The 15,686-nt window shown below is 65.6% G+C and carries 11 protein-coding genes, 1 tRNA gene, 1 rRNA gene and 2 pseudogenes; 8 read left to right on the top strand and 7 right to left on the bottom strand.

Annotated elements, in window-relative coordinates; translation table 11 throughout:
• Nucleotides 1-2 precede the first annotated feature (2 nt).
• The 3 genes and pseudogenes from SPDO_RS00080 to SPDO_RS00070 all read left to right on the top strand — a co-directional run.
• Nucleotides 3-1,418, top strand: a complete 1,416-nt coding sequence (locus SPDO_RS00080; protein ID WP_088365453.1) for an efflux transporter outer membrane subunit — start codon at nt 3-5, stop codon at nt 1,416-1,418.
• Nucleotides 1,419-1,529: 111 nt separating this feature from the next.
• Nucleotides 1,530-1,732: pseudogene (locus SPDO_RS00075) on the top strand (IS3 family transposase); the annotation flags it as partial.
• Nucleotides 1,720-1,944 (top strand): annotated as a pseudogene (locus tag SPDO_RS00070) (tyrosine-type recombinase/integrase); the annotation flags it as partial. The pseudogenes SPDO_RS00075 and SPDO_RS00070, both read left to right, overlap by 13 nt.
• 57 nt (nt 1,945-2,001) lie before the next feature.
• Here the strand turns inward: SPDO_RS00070 and SPDO_RS00065 are convergent.
• From SPDO_RS00065 to SPDO_RS00055, 3 genes are read right to left on the bottom strand one after another with little or no spacing between them, the layout of a single operon-like run.
• Nucleotides 2,002-2,505, bottom strand: a complete 504-nt coding sequence (locus SPDO_RS00065) for a DUF2867 domain-containing protein (RefSeq protein ID WP_143559545.1) — start codon at nt 2,503-2,505, stop codon at nt 2,002-2,004.
• Nucleotide 2,506: 1 nt separating this feature from the next.
• Nucleotides 2,507-2,806: a superoxide dismutase gene (locus SPDO_RS00060; protein ID WP_088365452.1), complete on the bottom strand. Its 300-nt coding sequence runs from the start codon at nt 2,804-2,806 to the stop codon at nt 2,507-2,509.
• 22 nt (nt 2,807-2,828) lie between these two features.
• On the bottom strand, nt 2,829-3,674 hold the full coding sequence (locus SPDO_RS00055) for an oxidoreductase (RefSeq protein ID WP_088365451.1): 846 nt from the start codon (nt 3,672-3,674) through the stop codon (nt 2,829-2,831).
• A gap of 50 nt (nt 3,675-3,724) precedes the next feature.
• Between SPDO_RS00055 and SPDO_RS00050 the strand changes: the two genes are divergently transcribed.
• From SPDO_RS00050 to SPDO_RS00040, 3 genes are all read left to right on the top strand, one after another.
• Complete coding sequence (locus SPDO_RS00050) at nt 3,725-4,363, top strand: TetR/AcrR family transcriptional regulator (protein WP_088365450.1); 639 nt, start codon at nt 3,725-3,727, stop codon at nt 4,361-4,363.
• Between the two features lie 494 nt (nt 4,364-4,857).
• A complete protein-coding gene (locus SPDO_RS00045; protein ID WP_158212124.1) occupies nt 4,858-6,303 on the top strand; it encodes an MFS transporter in 1,446 nt (481 codons plus the stop codon).
• A gap of 99 nt (nt 6,304-6,402) precedes the next feature.
• The gene (locus SPDO_RS00040; protein ID WP_158212123.1) at nt 6,403-9,420 is read left to right on the top strand and encodes a TonB-dependent receptor domain-containing protein; all 3,018 of its coding nucleotides are present in this window, start codon (nt 6,403-6,405) and stop codon (nt 9,418-9,420) included.
• An 18-nt stretch (nt 9,421-9,438) separates the two neighbouring features.
• Here SPDO_RS00040 and SPDO_RS00035 read toward each other — a convergent pair whose 3' ends face one another.
• Nucleotides 9,439-10,680, bottom strand: a complete 1,242-nt coding sequence (locus tag SPDO_RS00035) for a TetR/AcrR family transcriptional regulator (protein ID WP_088365447.1) — start codon at nt 10,678-10,680, stop codon at nt 9,439-9,441.
• Nucleotides 10,681-10,791: 111 nt separating this feature from the next.
• On the opposite strand from SPDO_RS00035, the gene SPDO_RS00030 reads away from it, so the two are divergent.
• Both SPDO_RS00030 and SPDO_RS00025 read left to right on the top strand, forming a co-directional pair.
• Nucleotides 10,792-11,619 carry an SDR family NAD(P)-dependent oxidoreductase gene (locus SPDO_RS00030; RefSeq protein WP_088365446.1) on the top strand — a complete coding sequence of 276 codons (828 nt, stop codon included), beginning with the start codon at nt 10,792-10,794 and terminating at the stop codon, nt 11,617-11,619.
• Nucleotides 11,620-11,722: 103 nt separating this feature from the next.
• Nucleotides 11,723-13,225, top strand: coding sequence for a flavin-containing monooxygenase (locus tag SPDO_RS00025; RefSeq protein WP_088365445.1), 1,503 nt, complete (start codon nt 11,723-11,725; stop codon nt 13,223-13,225).
• Between the two features lie 54 nt (nt 13,226-13,279).
• Here the strand turns inward: SPDO_RS00025 and SPDO_RS00020 are convergent, their stop codons facing one another.
• The 3 genes from SPDO_RS00020 to rrf form a co-directional block, all read right to left on the bottom strand.
• Nucleotides 13,280-14,482 carry a serine hydrolase domain-containing protein gene (locus tag SPDO_RS00020; RefSeq protein WP_088365444.1) on the bottom strand — a complete coding sequence of 401 codons (1,203 nt, stop codon included), beginning with the start codon at nt 14,480-14,482 and terminating at the stop codon, nt 13,280-13,282.
• Nucleotides 14,483-15,179: 697 nt separating this feature from the next.
• Nucleotides 15,180-15,256 (bottom strand) — tRNA-Met (locus SPDO_RS00015).
• A 124-nt stretch (nt 15,257-15,380) separates the two neighbouring features.
• A 5S ribosomal RNA gene (rrf, locus tag SPDO_RS00010) occupies nt 15,381-15,495 on the bottom strand.
• Between the last annotated feature and the right edge of the window lie 191 nt (nt 15,496-15,686).

The raw sequence follows: 15,686 nt of genomic DNA, 5'->3' as shown, positions 1-15,686 counted from the left end.
CGATGTTCACCCGCACCCCGTCCCGCTGGCTGGCAAGGCTGGCGACCGCCACCTCCGCGCTTGCGCTCGCCGCCTGTGCGAGCGGCCCCGATTACGCCCGGCCTGCCACGCCTGTGTCCGCAGCGGCACCGTTCGTCTCGGCCGGCACCGCCGTCACCACGAGCGCCCCCGCCGACGATTGGTGGCGCCTTTACCAGGATCCGGTGCTCGACGGCCTGATCGCCGACGCGCTTGCCGCCAACACCGACGTGCGCGTCGCCGTTGCGCGGCTCCAGCGCGCCCGCGCGAGCCTCAGGGAAGTCCGCAACGATCGTACCCCGCAGGCGACGCTTGGGGCCGGCGCGACCTACAACCGCTTCTCGCAGGTGCAGCGGCTGCCGGGCATCGACAGCGAAAGCTGGCTGATCGATGGCGGGCTGGACGTTTCCTATGAGGTCGACCTGTTCGGCCGCATCGCCCGCAACGTCGACGCCGCGCGCGGCGACGTCGGCGCGGCGGCGGCGGACGCGGATGCGGTGCGCGTCTCGGTCGTCGCGGCAACCACCCGCGCCTATGCCGACGCCGCCGCCGCGGCCGAGCGGATCGCGGTTGCCGAGCGCATCGTGGCGCTGCTCGACCAGTCGCTGCGCGTCACCGAACGGCGCGTCGACGTCGGCATGACCACGCCGCTCGACGCGACGCGTATCGCCGCGCTGCGTGACCAGCGCCGCGCCGACGTGCCGACGCTCGCGGCGGAGCGGCAGGCCGCCTTGTTCCGCCTCGCGACGCTGACCGGGCGCACGCCGCAGGACCTGCCGCCGATCGCCGCGCAGCGCACGCAGACGCTGCGCCTCGATCAGCCGATCCCCGTCGGCGACGGCGCCGCCCTGCTCGCGCGCCGGCCCGACGTGCATGCGGCCGAGCGCCGGCTCGCCGCCGCCACCGCGCGGATCGGGGTCGCCACCGCTGACCTCTACCCGCGCATCACCCTAGGCGGATCGATCGGGCAGACCAGCACGGGGCTGGGCAATCTGTTCGGCGCCGGGCCGCTCAACTGGCTGCTCGGCCCGCTGCTGAGCTGGCACGTCAACCAGGGCCGCGCCCGCGCCCGCATCGCCGGGGCAGAGGCCGACACGCAGGCCGCGCTCGCCACGTTCGACGGCACCGTCCTTACCGCGCTGGAGGAAACCGAAACCGCCCTGTCGGCCTATCAGCAGGCGATCGCACGGCGCAGCGCGCTCGCGGAAGCGCGCAGTGCCGCGGAGCGCGCCGCGCGCATCACCCGCGCGCAGCGGCGCGAGGGGCAGATCGACAGCCTGTCGCAACTCGATGCCGAGCGCACCTTTGCCGACGCGGAGGCGGCGCTCGCGCTGGCCGATGCGCAGATCACGCGCGCCCAGATCGACGTCTTTCGCGCGCTGGGTGGCGGCTGGCGCTGACCGAGCAGCGGTATTCGCCAACTGACCGCTCGGCAGCTTGACTCTTTGCCGCAAACTGGCCCGCCAGCGTGACAAGCTCGTTTAACGCCGCCGACGAGCAATGGCGATTGGGATGATAAACTGAGCCTTCGGCTCAAGAACCCCTGGTGCAACGTCAGCGCTGCCAACCGCAACCGGAAGCCTGCGGCTGCGGCGGCCAACGAGATGTGGTCGATGAACTTCGTCTCCGACGCCCGTTCGAAGGTCGCCGGTTGCGGGCACTGACCGTGGCGTTCATGCGTGAGGCGCTGGCGATCGACGTCGACCAGGGCATCTACACGAAAGGGTAGTCGGCATTGGCCTGCCGCCTCAGGAATACGGAACGCACTCGCTTCGGCGCACGAAAACGTCGATCATCTACAAGGCCACCGGCAATCTTCGCGCCGTTCAGATCCTCCTTGGCCATGCCAAGATCGACAGCACTGTGCGGTACTTGGGCGTGGACGTAGAGGATGCTCTGGAATTGGCCGAACGCACGGAGGTCTGAGCAGACCCACAATCGGTCTCGCAGCCCCGCTGCCGGGCTCCGGAACCAGACCTTCGTTCAGCATCGGGCAGCCGCTCGGGCTATCATCGCGCGCACGACGAGGATGTGGAACGGGTGGATTGCGCGAAGATACAGGCGGCCGAGTCGGTTGTGCGTGCGGGCCGCGGTGGTGGCGATCAGCATCGACCCATGCGGTCCGGCTTGGCGCAGGAGCGATAGCCGGAAGTCGAGGTGGCGGTCGTCCTCCCCGAGCACGATCTCATCGGCGCTCTCGCTCAGAATGGGGAAGAAGTCGATGTAAGCTCGATCCGGTCGCGCGCGGCGCAACTCGCCGGACGTTCGCACGCCAAACGGCGTAACCGCGGCGTCGCTCACCGCCATCAGCGCCTTGAACCAGAGCGGCGGCGCCCCGAGCGCCCGCTCGGCGATTGCCCGCATCGTTGCACCATCCGCCGGCGCGTGGACGCCATAGCTGTCCAGCAGGTCCGCACCCGCGTGCCAGCCGCTGATCGCACTGGCAGTCGGGGGCTCGACGCGCTGGACGGGCCAACCGCCAAGCACGTCAGGCGCCGGACTGGGTGAACAGAGCCGCAATCTGATTGAACGGGCCGAGATGGACAACCTGCCGGTCGAGCAGCCCCGCCTCTACCATCGGCAGCGCGTCGACCGTGCCGTGAACTGCCTCTGCTGAGGGCAGCTCGTAAATCAGGGTGAGCACCTGCGGATCCTTGGAAAAGTAGAACTCGCGCAGCTCGTCACCAACATACGACGCCCAGACTGCCTCGACTTCCCGCACCATGTGCGGCTTGAAGTCGTCAGGGGTCTTGCCGCGAGCGGGGGTGAGCAGGACAAGGAACTTCATGGACGATCTCCAATAAGTTGGGTCAGGCAGCAAAGCTCGTCGAGCGCGACAGCGCGTCCCACGCCTTGATCTCGTCCCGCATGGCGTCGAGCTTCTGATCGACTAACCCGAGCGCGTCTTCGCCGAGGAACAGGCGTACCGGCGGGTTCTCCGCATTGACCAGCGCCAGCAGCGCCTGAGCGGCTCGAGCCGGATCGCCCGGCTGGTTGCCGCTCTTGGCGTGCCGTGCGGCGCGGATCGGGTCCATCACCGCGTCATAGTCGGCGATGCTGCGCGGCGTGCGATCCATCGAACGGCCCGCCCAGTTGGTTCGGAACTGTCCGGGTGCGAGCGCGGTGACCCGGATGCCGAACTCAGCGATCTCCTTGCCGAGCGCCTCGGAGATGCCCTCTAGCGCAAACTTGCTGCCGCAGTAGAAGCTGATTCCCGGCATGGTAATGAAGCCGCCCATCGAGGTCACGTTGACGATGTCCCCCCGCCGGCGCTCACGCATGCCGGGGAGCACAGCCTTCATCATCGCCACCGGTCCGAACACGTTGGCGGCAAACTGGCGCTGGAGATCGTCGATAGATGACTCCTCGAGCACGCCCTCGTGACCATAGCCGGCATTGTTCACCAGCACGTCGATGGCACCCGCCCGCCGCTCCGCGTCGGCGACAGCGGTGACGATGGCGCCGTAGTCGGTCACGTCGAGCACCAGCGGGAACGCCCGGTCGCGCGCGGAAGCGGCGAACGCTTCGGCGTCGGTCTCACGCCGCACTGTTCCTACGACTCGGTGGCCGGCGGCAAGCGCGCCCTCGGCAAAGGTGCAGCCAAGGCCGGAGCTGACCCCGGTAATGAGGAAGGTCTTTTGGGTCGAGGCACCCATGGTCTAGCTCCTAGACGACAACTTCAATATATCATGATATAGATAGAGCCATGAATGAGAGCAAGAGCGATAGGTCATTGGTGCGGGGTGAACCGGTACGCCTGCGCGTGATCGAAGCAGCGGAGCGGCTGCTGCGCCAAGGCAAAGCGGAGTTTTCGATGCGTGAGCTCGCGGCGGAAGCCGGCGTCAGCTTCGCGACGCCGTTCAACCAGTTCGGCAGCAAGGCGGCGATCATGCACGCGATCTCCGCCCGGCGGGTCGAGCTGATGAATGCGCGCTTCAGGAAGGCCGCGCCGCCCGGCGACGCTCTCGACCGCGTGCTCGTGGCGGTCAACACAGCGGTCTCGGTCATGCTCGAAGAGCCAGTAGTGAACCGATCGGTGATGGGGTGGATCGGCACCGCCAGCCCGGCGGCTGGCACCGCTTTGGCACGCTCGGAAGCCTTCTGGGCGCTTGCGCTCGCCTTTGGCGACGGGCTCGCGCCCGCGGCACGCAAGCAGGCAATGCTAACGCTTCCTCGGCAGCTCGCCTTCGGCTTTCGCGGCGTCCTCTCGTTCTGGACCGCCGGCGAGCTCGCCGATGATGATCTCGCCGCGCGCGCGCGTGAGATGGCTGTAGCGATCCTACTGGGAGTGGTAGACGGGCAGCGGGAGTCGATCGGCAGCCCGGCGCAGCAAGAACCCGAATGAGACCGGAAAGCGAACCACAGGCCGGTCGCTCCGCGATGCGTTCAGGGCTGTTGTTCCTCAGTCTAAGAGAGCGCCCCGACCTTGGCGGCGTCTCTACTTCAAGCAAGCGCATGCCAAGCGGTCAGATGCCACCCTTCCTCATCTGGCAGCTACAAGCGCCTGCCGATCTTCCCGTACCAACCCGGCACCACTCGCTTAACGCCTTTAGCTAAGCAGCCGTGAATTGACCCACTTTCGGTCATTCACCCACGCCCTTCCGCCACCCGAAACCTGCCTCTCGTTCATGGATCGGCGAAGCCGTTCGGCTCATCGATAGACAACCTCTCACTCATCAACACCGCTCATCAAATCTCACCTTGCGCATATTGAAGAAAGCGGTACGTTGAATAACAGCCCGCCGTCGGAGAGCGAGTTTGGGTATGGAGAGAAAAAACGCTGCAAGCGGTCTGCCAGGAGCAGCGCCGCTCGATCGTCGAACGAAGTTGCTGTTCGGCATGGGATCGCTTGCGGAAGGCGCGCAGACGGTCGCCTTCGGTTCGTACCTGCTGATCTTCTACAATCAGGTGATGGGCGTGCCCGCGGCAACCGTATCGGCCGCGTTGATGGTGTCGCTGCTGGTGGATGCGATCAGCAATCCGGTCCTGGGCCATGTCAGCGACAACATGCGCTCACGCTGGGGTCGCCGCCATCCGTTCATGTACGCGGCGGCGCTGCCGACCGCGCTTTGCTTCTGGCTGATGTTCAACCCGCCGCAGGGTTGGAGCAACGACGCCCTGTTCTGGTACATCCTTGCCGTCGCGACACTCGGACGGCTGTCGATCAACCTGTACGAACTGCCATCGGCAGCGCTGACACCCGAACTGTCCGACGATTATGACGAGCGTACGTCGCTGATGACGTGGCGCTATTTTTTCGGTTACGTCGGCGGGCTCGGTATCGCCACCCTGCTGTTTTTCGTGCTGCTGCGCCCGACGTCGGCGCATCCGGTGGGTCAACTCAATCCGCAAGGCTATCACCAGCTCGGCATCGTCGGCGCGGTGCTGATCTTCTGTGCGATCCTGCTCTGTGCCTGGGGCACGCAGGCCCGGGGGCGTGCCGCGCCGCAACCGCCGATCCGCGCGCAGCAATCAGCCGGACAGCATGTCCGCGAGCTGCTCCGCACGCTCAACCATCGCGGGTTTTTGGCCTTGCTGGCGTTCGGCATCCTGAAATTCTCCGCGATGGGGCTCTACGCCTCGATGGCCGTGTACCTCGGCACCTATGTGTGGGAGCTGACCGCCAAGAGCATGGGCCTGCTGGCGTTCGATGGCGTGATCGCGGCGCTGGTCGCGCTGTTCGTCGCGCCGCGAGCGGCAAAGCGCTTCGGCAAGCGCGCGGTCGCGATCGGCGCGGCGGTGCTAGGCGCGACGTTCGGGCTAACGCCGCTGCTGCTGCGGCAGCTCGGGCTGTTCCTGCCCGTCGATCCGGAAGGGCCGCTGGTGCTCACCCTGTTCGCGCTCGCCACGATTTACGGCATGTTCTCCGCAACCTCGCAGATCATGACCAGCGCCATGATCGCCGACGTGGTGGAGGACAGCATGGTCCGGACGGGGCGCCATGCCGCCGGCACGTTCTTCGCCGCCAATGCCTTCATGAAGACCTGCACCAGCGGCTTTGGCGTGCTGGGCGCGGGGCTGCTGCTCAGCCTCGCCGACTTCCCGGCCAAGGCGGTTCCGGGCCAGGTGCCGGCGGCGGTGATCGATCGGATGGTGGGCCTCTACATCCCGGCGATGGCCATGCTGTGGGCGATCGCGATCGTGTTTCTCTCTTTCTACCGGATCGACCGCGCGCGGCACGAGGAGAACGTGCGCCGCGTGCGCGAGAACGGCGTGGTCGAGGACCTCTCGGCGCGTGCCGGCGAGCCGGCCAAACTATCACCGGCGATCCTGCCGACCAGCTGACCATACTACGGCGATCCCTGGCCGGGCCTTACCGCTATCCGGCCCCAAGCCAACAAACACGGTACTCGCCCCAGAGTGAGGCCGATCAAGGAGATGATTATGCGGCTGCGTTCCTGCCTGCTCACAAGCGGCGCCCTGCTGACCATTCTGTCACCCCTGCCTGCCCTCGCCCAGGTCGGTGATCTGGCGGTACCACCGGCCGGAACGGTACCTGCTCCCGCGCCCTCGGTGACACCGCCGCAATCGACGGCGGTTCAGCCGCCGCTCGACGATCGCGTCGCCCAGGACATCATCGTCACCGGCTCGCTGATCCGCGGGCAGAAGGAGGATGCCGCCCTGCCGGTGGATGTGATCACCGCCGGCGAGCTCCAGCGGCAGGGCAGCCCGAGCGTCGTGGAGCTGCTGAAGGCGCTGCCGGTCGCGAATGGCACGCTGGGCGATTCGAACCAGTTCGACAATCGCAGCCAGGGCGCCGAAGGGATCGCCAGCATAAACCTGCGCGGGCTGGGACCGTCGCGCACGCTGGTGTTGCTCAACAGCCGCCGGCTGGTGCGCGCCGGCAACGGCGTTCCGACAGTGGACGTCAACCTTCTCCCGCTCGCCGCGATCGGCCGCATCGACATCCTCAAGGACGGCGCTGCCGCCACCTACGGATCAGATGCGATCGCGGGCGTGGTCAATTTCATCACCAATCGGTCGCTCAAGGGGCTGGTGGTCAGCGGCGACTATAAGGGCATCCGCGGGTCCGGTGGCGATTGGACCGCAAGCGCCGCCTTCGGCCACAATGAAGGGGCGCTGCGGGTGCTCGCCTCGTTCGGTTATCAGCATCGCAGCGAGTTGATGGTCACCGACCGTGACTTCGCGATCGGGCCCTACACCAGCAGTCCCGAGAACGGATTCACTCAAAGCGGCAACCCCGGCGTGTTCCTGCCGGTGTTCGGCAATGGCCAGGCAGCCGGCGGTTTACGGCTCGACGCCGGCTGCGTGCCGCTGGGCGGGGTCGCGCTGGCGAGCAACGGCGTACCCAACCAGCGGTGCGGCAATCAATATCTCGGCTTCAACGCGCTGACCGATACCGAGGATCGGCTGCAGGCGTATCTGGAGGTCGGCGTCGACCTGACGCCGGACGTCGAGCTGGAGGTGACCGCGCTATACGGCTGGTCGCAGGTGCCGCACCAGCGCAGCTCGCCGTCCTTCACGATCCTGCAGCGCCCTTCGCCCTATACGTTGCCCGCCGCGTTCGGCGCGACGGCACAGCCCGGCTTCTTCGTGCCGACCAGCAACCCCGGCTATGCCGCTTATGCTGCCGCCAACCCCGGAAGCCTGCCGACCAGCGTGTCGAGAATTCCGGTCGCTGGCGCGACCTTCCCGGCCTTGCTGTTCCGCCCGTTCCTGCTCGGCGGCGCCAATGGCGTCGACAGTTCGGGCTGGCGCGAATCCGAATCGATGCGCTTCACCGGCGCACTGACCGGCGCGTTGAGCGATGCACTTAATTTCGATGTCTCCGGCATGTTTCATCAATATACGCGCCAAACGTCGAACCTCGACACGATCGTCGATCGAGTGCAGCTGGCGCTGCGCGGCTTCGGCGGGCCCGATTGCAACCGCATCAGCGGCGCGGCGGGCACCAACGGATGCCAGTTCCTCAATCCCTTTTCCAACGCCATCGAGCGCAATGTCGTTACCGGCGTCGCCAATCCGGGCTACAATGCATCGGTCGCCAACTCGTCGGCGCTTTCACAATGGTTGTACGAACGGTCGCGCACCACGACCAGGACGCGGTTGTTCGTCGGCGAGGCATCGATCAGCGGCCGTACGCCGCTGACGCTGCCAGGCGGCGATGTCGCGTTCGCGGTCGGCGGGCAATATCGCCGCGAGACCTATAATTCGATGCAGGGCGCTTTCAACAACCTCGAGATCAATCCGTGCCGTGACACGCCGATCACCGGCAACGTCACCTGCTCGCCGCAATCCGGGCCGCTCGCCTATCTAGGCTCCAGCCGGCCGCTCGCCGTCAACGGCGACGTATATGCGCTGTTCGCCGAGCTGCGTGCGCCGATCTTGAACACGCTCGATCTGCAGCTCGCCGCGCGGTACGAGGATTATGGCGGCGGGGTCGGCTCGACCTTCAATCCGAAGGCGACGCTGCGCTGGCAGACGACCGACTGGCTGGCCTTGCGCGGCTCGGTCGGCACTACGTTCCGCGGCCCGCCCGATACGCTGCTACAGGACGGCTACGTCACCTCGTTGCAGGTGATCGGCAATTCGTCGCGCGCGGTGCGCGTCTATAACAATCCCAATCTACGCCCGGAAAAGGCCACCAACTATTCGGCCGGTGCGATCGTCAAGCTCGGCGGCGTGAGCCTGAGCGTCGACTATTTCCGCTACGAACTGACCGACCTGATCGTCGCCGATCCGGTATCCGGCATCACCAATGCCTTCTTCGGTGCCAGCGGATCTGCGAATTGCAACAACCCGGCCTTTGCCGCGCTACGCGCCCGCTTCGCCTTCGACGGCGCGTGCGCGATCAACAATGTCGCGCGGCTCGACACCTTCTATCTGAACGGCGCGAAGGTGACCAATTCCGGGCTCGATATCCTGGCCAATTATGATCAGGAGGACGTGCTCGGCGGCAGGCTGGGATTGGGCGTCACCGCCACCTATGTCATCGATTACAAGATCAGCGATCAGGTGGTCGAGGGCGTGCTGGTCCAGCCGACGTTCGATGCGGTGGGCAAGCTCAATTACCAGACCAGTGCCTATCCGATCCCGCGCTGGCGTGGGCAGGCCTATGCGCAATTCGGGGTCGACGGAATAGATGGCCGCTTCACCTTCAACTATGTCGACAGCTACGTCGATCAGCGCACCGCGCCGTTTGCGCCGCGCGTCGAACTGCCGGGCGCGCCGGTCATCGCGCGCGGCAAGAAGATCGGCGCTTGGTCAACGGTCGATTTCACGCTGCGGGCGGAGCCGATCGAGGGAACGACGATCAGCCTGTCGGTGCTCAACATCACCGATCGCGATCCCAGCTTCGCGCGGCTCGACCTCAATTATGATCCGTTCACCGGCAATGCGCTTGGCCGGCAGTGGAAGATCGGCGTGACGAAGAAATTCTGAGCCGCCGAGCGGGCGCGCTTACGCCGCGCGTGCGGCATCCGACAGTAATCCATGCGCGAAGATCGCCGCATAGGTCGCAACGGAGCGCTCCCGGCCCAGCCGCTCGGCCCAATCGTGCAGATCGACCGCGCGATTGAGCATCGACATCAGCCACTGGCTGGCGATCAGCGGATCGACGGCGGTGATCGACCCTTCGGAAATGCCGTCGATGATCATGCCGGCGAAGCGGCGCGCGAGGATATTCGACTGCGCGATCACTTCGCCGCGATGCTCCGCTGGCAGGGCAGCGAGCGCAGTGGTGCGCATCAGCGGGCCGTCGCTGAAGAATTGCACCTCGATCAGCGCGGTGATGGCGCGCGACAATTGATCCCACATCGTACCGCCGGCTGCCTGGGCGTCGTCTTGTGCGCGCGCAATCGTATCGTAGCTGCGGCCAAAACAGGCGAGCACGAGATCGTCCTTGCCCTCGAGATGGTGGTAGAAACTGCCCTTCGTGACGTTCAGTTCGGATGCGATGCGATCGACCGACGCGCCGCGATAGCCATCGCGGTTGATGAGCCGGGTGGCGGCGCGCAGAAAGGCGTCGCCATCCACCTCCGAGCGCCCGGCCGACGCGGGTGCCGGCGAGAAGGACATGGTGGCAAGCGCACTGCCGAGCGGGGCCACGCCGTGCTCCCACAGCTCGAACATGCGCCGCTCGACGCGGTCGAACTCCTCAACGGCATGCAGCCGCAGCCACACCGGCTGCCACAACACGCTTTCCAGTACAACATGCGCGCGCGCCGTGTTCACCGCCAGTTCCGCCGGCGTCGCGGTGGGGCCGAACCAATCGCGCATCCCGCGCAGCACCGACTGGTACAGCGCGCTGGTTTCGCCGCGATAGGGCTCCGGCAGAGAGTTGATGCCGGTCAGCACGGTCATCGGCCGATCCTGCCCCAGCAGCATGCGCCGATGCGACACGAACACGAGATGAAGATAATGGCGCAGCCGCGCGCGCGGATCCGGACGCGTCGCGGCTTCCGCCACCTTGGCGGCGATCCGGCCCAGCGTTTCGACGTAAGCGGCGTGAGCCAGCATCTCCTTGCGCTTAAAATAATAAGCGACGCTGTTCTGGTTCATGTCGACCAGCGCGGCGACATTGGCGAACGTCATGCCCTTCAGCCCATGCTGGTTGATCAGCGTAGCGGCCGCATCGATCAGGCGATCACGGCGCGCCTGGAACTTGGCGGTCTTGCTTTCGAGGGCGGCGGTTTCGGTCATGTCGGCCCGCGCTAGCACAATCCCCCGCGATCGTCATGGCAACCCGATTGTGCTCGCCCCTCAGCTATGCAAAACAGGAACAAAGAAATCGGTATGGCAAGGAGAGTGGGCATGCAGAACGAGTGGACGGGTTCGGTGGTTATCGTAACCGGCGCAGCCTCTGGGATTGGGCGCGCAAGCGTCACCGCCTTCACCCAAGCCGGCGCAACGGTGATCGCGAGCGATATCGCGGACGGCGTAGAGGCCGTTGCCGCCGAAGCCCCGCCGGGCACTTGCACCGCGCTGCGCGGGGATGCCGGCGACGAAGCACATGTCGCCGCGCTGATCGCGCAAGCATCGCGCCACGGCACGCTGCGCGGCTTCTTCGCCAATGCCGGGATCACCGGCGGGCTGGTCCCGCTGAGCGAGGCGGATTCCGCGCAATGGCTGGAGGTGCTGCGCGTTAACCTGGTCGGGCCGGCGCTCGCGATCAAGCACGCCGCCCCCGTAATCGGCACTAACGGCGGCGGCGCAATAACATGCACAGCGTCGGTAGCCGGGCTGCGCGGCGGCGCCGGACCGGCCGCGTATTCGGCATCCAAGGCTGGCGTGGTCAATCTGGTGAAGGTCGCCGCGCTGGAGTTCGCCGGTACCAAGGTGCGGATCAACGCGATCTGCCCGGGGCTGATCGAAACCAACATGACCAAGCGGCGTATCGACCAGGCCCGGGCCGCCGGCTTCGGCAACATGGTCGGCTCGACCAACCTATCCCGCCGCCCCGGACAGCCCGACGAGGTCGCCGGACTGGCATTGTTCCTGACCTCGGACGCGGCGTCCTTCATCAACGGGCAGGCGATCGCTATCGATGGCGGACTTACCGCCGTTCACCCCCAGACTCCGCGCCCGGCCGCCGCCCAAGCGGCCGCCGCCACGATCTCGCGACCAACTCAATTGAACTGAAACAAAGAACTCGGTATGGTTTGAGATCGATGATCTGACCGGAACCTTGCTGTGCGCAGACGATGCGTTCCGGGGGCACATTGCGGCGAGGGATGGGAGTGGGATGATGGATGAAATCGGCGTCGACGTCGTCGTTGTTGGCGCGGGCCTTTCGGGGGTCAGCGGCGCAGCGTGGCTGGCCAAGAAGGCGCCGCGGAAAAGCTATGTGGTGCTGGAAGGGCGCGACGACGTGGGCGGCACGTGGGATCTGTTCCGCTATCCCGGCATCCGCTCGGACAGCGACATGCACACCTTGGGCTTTTCGCTGCATCCCTGGCGCGACAAGGATGCGATCGCCGCCGGTGGCAAGATCAAGGATTATATCGCGGCGACGATCGACCGGTTCGGCATCCGCCCGCACCTGCGGCTTGGACACCGCGTGATCAGCGCCGACTGGTCGAGCGACCGTGCTCGCTGGCGCGTCTGTGCCGAACGCAAGGATGGCACCCGCGTCGTCTTCGCCGCTCGATACCTCTATATGGGATCGGGCTATTACGACTATGATAAGGGCCACGCGCCCGTGTTCGAAGGTCAGGAGGATTTCGCCGGGCAGGTCGTTCATCCGCAATTCTGGCCGGAGAGGCTGGATTACACGGGCAAGAATGTGCTGGTGATCGGATCGGGCGCGACGGCCGTGACGCTGATCCCGACCATGGCGCAGACCGCCGCGCACGTGACCATGCTGCAGCGCTCCCCGAGCTACATCGTCGCGCGGCCGGGACGCGACAAGCACGCCAATCGGCTCAAGACGCTGCTGCCGCATAACCTGGCCGGCATCGCGGTGCGATGGAAGAACGTGCTCATGTCCCGCAAGATGCGCCAGCGGATGATGCAGGATCCCAGCAAGGCGCGCCCGATGCTGATCGGCATGGCCAAGATGTCGCTGCCCAAGGGGTATGACATTTCCCACTTCACCCCGAAGCACCAGCCGTGGGAACAGCGCATCTGCCTGGCGCCCGACGGCGACTTCTACAAGGCCATCCACCGCGGCAAGGCATCGGTGGTGACCGACACGGTCGACCGCTTCGTGCCCGAAGGGGTGAAGCTGGCGTCGGGCCGCGTCCTGGAGGCTGACATCATCGTCACGGCGACCGGCCTGAAGCTGCTGCGCGGCGGCGGCGTTGCGCTAAGCGTCGACGGCGAGCCGGCGAACCTCAAGGATACGGTGATCTACAAGGGCGCAATGTACTCCAACATCCCGAACTTCAGCCTCGTGTTCGGCTATACGGGGTCGTCGTGGACGCTGAAGGCGGATCTGGCGGCGCGTTACATGGTGCGTGTGCTAAAGGAGCTCGATCGGCGCGGTGCGGATATCGCGGTACCGGCGGCGCACGTGGCGTCGATGAAGACGACATGGATGCAGACCTTCACCTCCGGCTATGTCGTGCGCGCGCGCGACGACATGCCGCGGCAGGGCATCGAGCATCCGTGGCAGGTTCACCAGGATTATGTCACCGATCGGCGTATCATGCTGAAGGAGCCGATCGCAGACGGCGTGCTCCGACTCGTCAAGGCGGGGCAGCCGTGGCGTACCGCGGCGCCGATGGCGTTCGAGGCCGCCGAATAGCCGAACGTACATGGGGATCGGGCGGGGCAGCGACGCCCCGCCCCTTTTCGCGCCTCAAGCCAGAGCAGCGTAAACCATGGTGCGAAAATCGCGGCGCACGGGAATGCTGGGCACCGGCATCTGTTGCGTCATCAGGATCGCATGGATCCGCTCCACCGGATCGATGAAGAACTGCGTCGAATAGATCCCGCTCCAGAAATACTCGCCCGCAGAACCCGGCACCATTGTACGCGCGGGATCGACCGTCACGGCCACGCCGAGGCCGAAGCCAGGGCCGCCCGATCCGGAATCCGCGATCGGCGCGCGCGCGATCGTGGCAAGATCGGCACCGCCGGGCAGGTGATTGCGCGTCATCAGATCAATCGTCTTGCGCCCGATCACGCGCGCGCCGTCAAGTACGCCTCCCCCCAGCATCATCGCGCAAAAGCGGTGATAGTCACCGGTCGTCGATAACAGGCCGCCGCCGCCCGCCTTCAGCAGGGGCTCTCGCGTCGCGCGGCCATCCGAGCCGCGATCGATCACCTTGGCACCCGCCGGGGTCATCATCCACGCATCGGTGAGTCGGTCGACCTTGTCGGGCGGGCAGTGGAAGAACGTGTCGTCCATGCCGAGCGGCGCAAGGATCCGGCGCTGCAGCACCGTGTCGAGCGTGGTCCCTTCCAGCCGCGCGACGACGATGCCCAGAACGTCGGTCGATACCGAGTAATTCCACGCGGTCCCCGGCGCGAACTCCAGGGGAATTTGCGCCAGCGCGGCGACGAACGCATCGTCGTCCCGCTCCCCGCCGGGCGACAATAGCCGGGCCGCGCGATAAGCGGCATCGACGTTGGTCCGGCTGAGAAAGCCGTAGGTCAGCCCCGACGTGTGCCGAAGCAGGTCGATCATGCGCATCGGCGGCGCCGGTCGCGTGATCCACGGCACATCGCCGCCACCGCTTTCGAACACGCGAAGATCGGCGAATTCAGGAATCACATCGGCGACCGGATCGTCGAGCGCGACACGCCCTTCCTCGACCAGCGCCATGAAGGCAACCGCGGTCAGCGGCTTGGTCATCGATGCGATCCGGAAAATGGCATCGTCGCGGAGCGGGGTACCATCCGACCGCGCCGTTCCGGCGCCGGATCGGTGAACAATCCGGCCCTCGCGCGCGACGAGCAACTGCACATGGGGCAGCATGCCGCGATCGATATACCGGGTCCGAAAATGCGCGGCCAGGCGGCGCAACCTGTCTTCATCGAAGCCGTCCATACTCACCATACCGAGTCCACCATTGCCGTAGATCACACGTTGACTAATCCACTCCTGAGCGGTGTAAAGTCGCAGCGACCATTATCTTGGGAGTGCGTACCGGTATCTGCAATCGAAAAGGTAGCAGACGGGTGGCCGGCCTTGTCGCTGGATCGAGGCACCGCCCTGCTCTGCGGCTCAGACGGATCGCACGAGATCGCACGAGATCGTGGATGCGGTGATCGACGGGGTCCGGACGCCGGTCTGGAAACATGCGCCACACACGCTCACCCATCGCGCCTCGCACGCTCGCAGCCATGGTGAGCAGACGTTCGTGATCCTTGAAGAGGACCGGATCACATGCCGCATGATTCCGCGCGGTGGCTGCGCTTGCGCAGCATCTGGAGGCGCGGAGCGTCGCCCCGGGCGACCGGGTCGCACTGGCGATGCGCAACCTTCCCGAGATGAGACATTCAAGTATGGTTCTCAGCGGCCATCTGGTGCCGCGATTGTCTTGCTAAGGTTGAGCAGTAAGCTGTGACGACTCAATCATAAGAGCCGCGGCAACGCAGATGTCACCTGTCAACGCTCATGGAGAGGGTGACGTTCTACTCAGACGGCGAGGATGGCGCTGAGGCCGAGTTGGTGGCGAAGGTCTCGGATCTGATCACCTGGGCCACGAACGACAACGCCGCCTCGAAGGGCGGCGTGTCGTGCTCTATAATGGTGGTTGCGGGGACAGGATTTGAACCTGTGACCTTCAGGTTATGAGCCTGACGAGCTACCGGGCTGCTCCACCCCGCGTCACCGTATGTGGTCCGTTTGGGGAAACACGAACGCCTCCGCGTTGTGGCGGAGGCGACGGTGTGTCCTTGTTGGACGGACGTTTGTGAATGGGTTCGTTTTACGTACAACCGCAAGCTGCAATGCCTGGCGACGCCCTACTCTTCCATCGCTTAGGCGATAGTACCATTGGCGCAGTCGGGTTTCACGGCCGAGTTCGAGATGGGATCGGGTGGGACACCGACGCTATGGTCACCAGGCAATGAAGCTGGCGGTTGTACGGTTCTAAAATCGATGCACACTTTACGATGTGTAATGGTTGTTTCTGGCGTCTGACTTGATCATCGCAGCACCAACGCTGTTGTTGATGGTGGAACTCTCAAGCGCGAATAGGACGATTAGTATCGGTTAGCTCCATGCGTTACCGCACTTCCACATCCGATCTATCAAG

This window comes from Sphingomonas dokdonensis (assembly GCF_002197685.1).
GTDB classification, from domain to species: domain Bacteria; phylum Pseudomonadota; class Alphaproteobacteria; order Sphingomonadales; family Sphingomonadaceae; genus Sphingomonas; species Sphingomonas dokdonensis.
Note: the sequence above shows the minus strand (reverse complement) of the source record. Positions and strands in the feature narration are given on the sequence as shown.